The organism is Novipirellula caenicola (genome assembly GCF_039545035.1).
Lineage (GTDB): Bacteria > Planctomycetota > Planctomycetia > Pirellulales > Pirellulaceae > Novipirellula > Novipirellula caenicola.
Genome location: NZ_BAABRO010000048.1, coordinates 1 through 4,700, shown reverse-complemented (window position 1 = coordinate 4,700; position 4,700 = coordinate 1). Strand labels below are relative to the sequence as shown.

General features: G+C 55.6%; 1 protein-coding gene. It reads right to left on the bottom strand.

Annotation, left to right across the window (positions count from 1 at the left end):
* A partial coding sequence (locus ABEA92_RS31070; protein ID WP_345689737.1) for a beta strand repeat-containing protein occupies positions 1 to 4,700 on the bottom strand: 4,700 nt, incomplete at both ends.

The following is a 4,700-nucleotide window of genomic DNA, read 5'->3' as shown; positions in this document are numbered from 1 at the left end:
ACACTAGCGTGCCGTTGGTCGGGCCGGTCGTCACGCTGTAGCTGGCCGAAGGACCATCGACATCGCTGTCGTTACCCGCCACCGAGTTGCTCAGTTGAACGTCTTCGTTGGTGGTGAAGGCGTCGTCGTTGGCGACCGGGGTATCGTTGACTGCGGTCACCGTAATATTGACGATCGCCAAGTCCTTCAGCACTCCATCGGTGGCTTCGTAGGTGAAGCTGTCTGGACCGTTGTAGTTGGCATTCGGAACGTAGGTGAAAGTTCCGTTGCCGTTGAACGTCAATGTTCCGTGAGCTGGACCACTGATGAGCGTTGCCGTCAGTGACGACGTCGGAGTGTCCGCGTCCGTGTCGTTAGCCAATACTCCATTGTCGGTCAAGTCACCAGGGCTTGTGACGTTGAACGGATCAGTTGTCGTCAACGTGCCATCTTCGGCAACAGTGTAGCTGTCGTCGACAGCGACGGGGGGATTGGTTGGCGAGACGACTATAAAGGCAATTGCGGTAGCGGTTGCGTTGTGGTTGTCCTTCACTTGCAAGTTGAGAACGTGGAAAGGCTGTAACTGGTTCGGTGCCGCATTGAGCGTGATCTCACCGGTGCTGGTATCCATATCGAAGATGCCAGACCGCGATACTCCTGGTGCTGGCGTGGTGCCGCCGACGAAGGAATAGGTGAGAGTATCATTAATATCGACGTCGTTAGCGGAATCACTCACATCGCCAACAGGGTCATTGGCGCCCGAACTACCGCTGATCACGAACGTTGAACCGACCAAGGTTGGTGCATCGTTGCGGCCTGTCACAGTGACAGTGACGGTCGCGGTCGAAGTCGCGGTTCCGTCAGTAATCGTGTACTCGATCGAAGTGGTGGCCGTTTCACCGAGGGCTAGGTGATCGAAGTCGGTGCCAGGGTCGAACGAGAAATTGCCACTGCTGAAGACGCGGAAGATACCGCCGGACGTGGGTTCAATGAAATTGCCAGGACCGCTTGTTGCTGAACCAACACCAGTGACCGCAGTCACCGTCAGTGCTCCGCCGTTCGGATCGCTGTCCAAACCGCCGCCGTCGAGACTCAGGACGTTAGGACCACTGATCGGCAGATTCTCCAGCGTACTGAAGTTGTCGTCAGTCGCGGTCGGAGCGTCGTTATTGACCAGAACAGTAAAGGACTTCTCGGTGAACAGCCCCGAGGTGGAATCGGTTGCTCGGATGACAATCGTGTAGCCGCGGGTCGATCCGCTGATGATGGGAGCAGACTCGAAGTCGATCAGCGACGCGTTGTCGATCGTGACTACGCCTTCGGTTCCCGAGGCATTGCTGATCTTGAAACGTCCACCTGCACTGTCCGTCAGGCTGTAATTGATCGTGCCGCCGGACAGGCTGGTTGAGTCGGCATCAATACCGGCAAATGTTCCGGTCGAATCACCTTCGGTAACGATGTCGTTGCCTGTTGACGCTGCACCGGTGTTGTCAGGGTCAGTGTCAATGATTGCTGTTGGCGGCAAATCGGTGAGTGCTTCGATATTGGAGAACGTAATGCCTTTATGAGCTGTGCTGAAGGCAAAGTTTCCGTCCTCAAGCGTGAAGTCGCTGGCCCCCGCATTGATCGAAGCACCGGCGGTGATTACATCCACCGTCAGAGTGTCGACGTCGTTTCCGGCAGTGTCTTCAAAACCATTGATAACGAAGGTTGTCGTCGTGCTTGGAACGATGATGAACGTATCCGACGCTGTACCAGTAGCAGAGAATCCACCATCAACCGTCGTTCCATTTGCAGTCGTGATGTTGCCACGCAGGGTTGCTGTCGCACCCGTATTGTTTTGGCCAACGAAGACATTCAATTGATCACCAGCATTGACAACGGCTCCCGTAGGAATCGTTACATTTCGTTGGGCATTCAAGATCACATCACCCGTTGCCGCGTCCGTGTTCAATGTCGCGGAAGAGCCAATCGTAATGTTGTTGCCCGAGATTGCTTCGACTTTTCCAGTCGTACTGCTAAGCGACGCATTGACTTGAATGTTCGCCGTATCCGTTTGCAGGTTGACATTGCCCTGGGCATTAAGGTTACCGCCGGAGAGTACGTTCAATAGACCGTTTTGAGTGCCGATCTCGATATCTCCGAACGTATTGGAGATCGAGTTGCTAACTTGCAACTGGCCCGTGCCAACGGTCCCTAATAGCAAATCGAAAGTGCTAATTGAGATCGGCGTGTCAACCAACAACGGACCACCGGAATTCAGGATCGCCAATTGCTTGCCAGCACCAGCCGAAGCGACGACCTTGCTCAAGTTCAATTGATTATCGCCCGTGACAGCCGGGTTCGGATCATCGATTTCGTTGACTAGCACATTGCCGCCACCGCTGACCGTCAAGATGCCAGTGAGCGACGTTAGGTTTACATCGACAGCGCGAGCGATTGTGCCGTCAGCCACTTCTGTCAGCGTGATGCGATCGGCTGTACCGGTCGCACCAATGCCGCCGATCTCGTCCGCCGCCGTAATCGTTATTTTATTAGCTTGCAGACGGGTCGTTTCGACTCCGTCATCGCGGACCGATCCTACGGTCGACGTAACGCTGACCGAGTCCACAGCCAGTAAGTTCGATACCACAATGTCTTCTTCAGCCACCAAGGTGATCGAGTTGGCCAAAGCCGGCGAGCCAGCCAAACCAGCCACAGTTGCCCCCGTGGCGATGCGAATGCCACCGCCATTCCCGGCGACGTAAGGCCCGCCGGTCGGATCAAACGCATCGGCATTCAGCGTGATATCGCCATTGGTCAGCACGCTTTGGTTAACCACGATGTCGGCACCATCGGCCTTCGTGCCGACAAAAATATCGCCAAACCCGGCCACGCCCGTGCTCTTGATACCGGTAACTCCATCGACGGCCCCAATGGTGACAGTCTTCAAACTGCTGATGATCACCCCGCCGCCCACTGTGTTGATTGCTGCCAGCAAGCCATCGTCAGCGGAGGCTCCGTCAAGCAATTCCACGTTCAGCTCATTCAAATCTTCACCGATTCCGTTCTTTGCAACCAGTGCCAACTGATTGGCCTTGATGATACCGGTCGTCCCATTGTCCTTGATCGCCGCTCCCGTAATCAGCTTCACAACCGGAGCCATCACAAACGCGAACGACACCATATCTGTGATCGTGATATCGCCTGAAGCATTCGCTGGCGAAGCGTCATCGCGACCAATGACCAGTTTGGCCTGAGCGGTCAAACGCTGGATTTCAGCATTGGTCAATCCAAGTGTGTCACCAGCGGTTGCTGCATTTGTACCCAGATCGATTTCCTGTCCGTCGGTGCGAGTACGAATCAACAGATCGCCTGCACCCGCGTTGACTGTGCCCGATGTTGTCCCAATGACAACGTCATCGGCGGTGATAGTGATGTCGACTCCTGTCACATCTGCCGCATCGTTGGCAACAACTGCATCATCATTGATTGTCAGCACATCGGCTGTAATTTCGATCGTCCCGGTCCCGGACGCGGTTACATCCCCGTCCATGTTGAGCGTCACATCACCGCCCGCCGTGCCTTGGGTTGTCAAAACAACCTTGCCATCGGCGCCACCGGTAATTTCTTCGTTGGCAGTCAAGTTACCGTCGGTCACAGCAATGGTCACGTCACCATTCGTAGCGGTGTTGACGATGCCACTGAGCGTATCCACGGTGCCGACAATCAGGTTGCCAGTGTTGTGGAGATTGATCACGCCAGTCGCTCCAACACCTGCGTTGCTGGCTGCAATATCGCCAACGGCAAGATCCAAGTCGCCATCCGCGTCCAGTCCACCAACGCCGATCCCTCTAACCGCTCGTAAAGCCAATTTGTTAACCGTGATATCGGTTTGCTCACTCGTCGTCGCATCGGTGATGGCATCGCCGGTAATCAACGACAGCGTCGTATACCCGCTACCAGCTTGCGTGATTTGGCCCGTCAGCTGGATGCCGCCGGTTTGGCCAGCATTGCCGATTCGAACTTCACCGGCTGTCGTAATCTGATCCAAGTCTGCATCGTTCAATCCCAGAACGGTTCCTGGGACCTGGGCAGGAGACAGTTCACCAGGATTGGCTCCCAAGCTAATCACTTGAGTCAAATCTTTGGTTCGTAGATTGACATCTGCGGTGTTACCAGCCCCGACGGAGACTGGTCCACCGAATTCCATGTCGTCCGCGATGAAAGTGATCTCGCCATCGTTGGAGACAACACCCGCAACGCCAACATTCAAGATGTTGTTGTTGCCAAGGACCTGAATCGTCACGCCAGTCGACGCAGCCTGGTTAGTACCGGTAACCGTGACATCGTTGGCTTCGTCGATCGCCACACCCAAACTGCCCGAGTTGTCAAACACGACAGCAGCAACATTCGTGTCAATCGCACCATTGGGGGCTGTCGAACCAATGCCATGTGCCGCATTGAGAGTCACGGTGCCAGTCGTCGCATCGATGTCTGTGTTGACGTCACCGCCGTCGATGATCGCACCGTTGCCACTGGTGACCTTGACCGCTTCGGCGTCGGTGCTGGCGGTCTTCAATCCCGCCAGCGTCACATCGCCGTCAGCGGCAAGCGTGATCTTGCCGTCACCGGCATCGATCAACGCCGCGTCGGTCGTGTCATCAGCCATCGTGATCGAACCACCGGTGCCACTGGCATCACCATCGGCATCGGCCGTCACCGTTACGTCGCCATCGGCA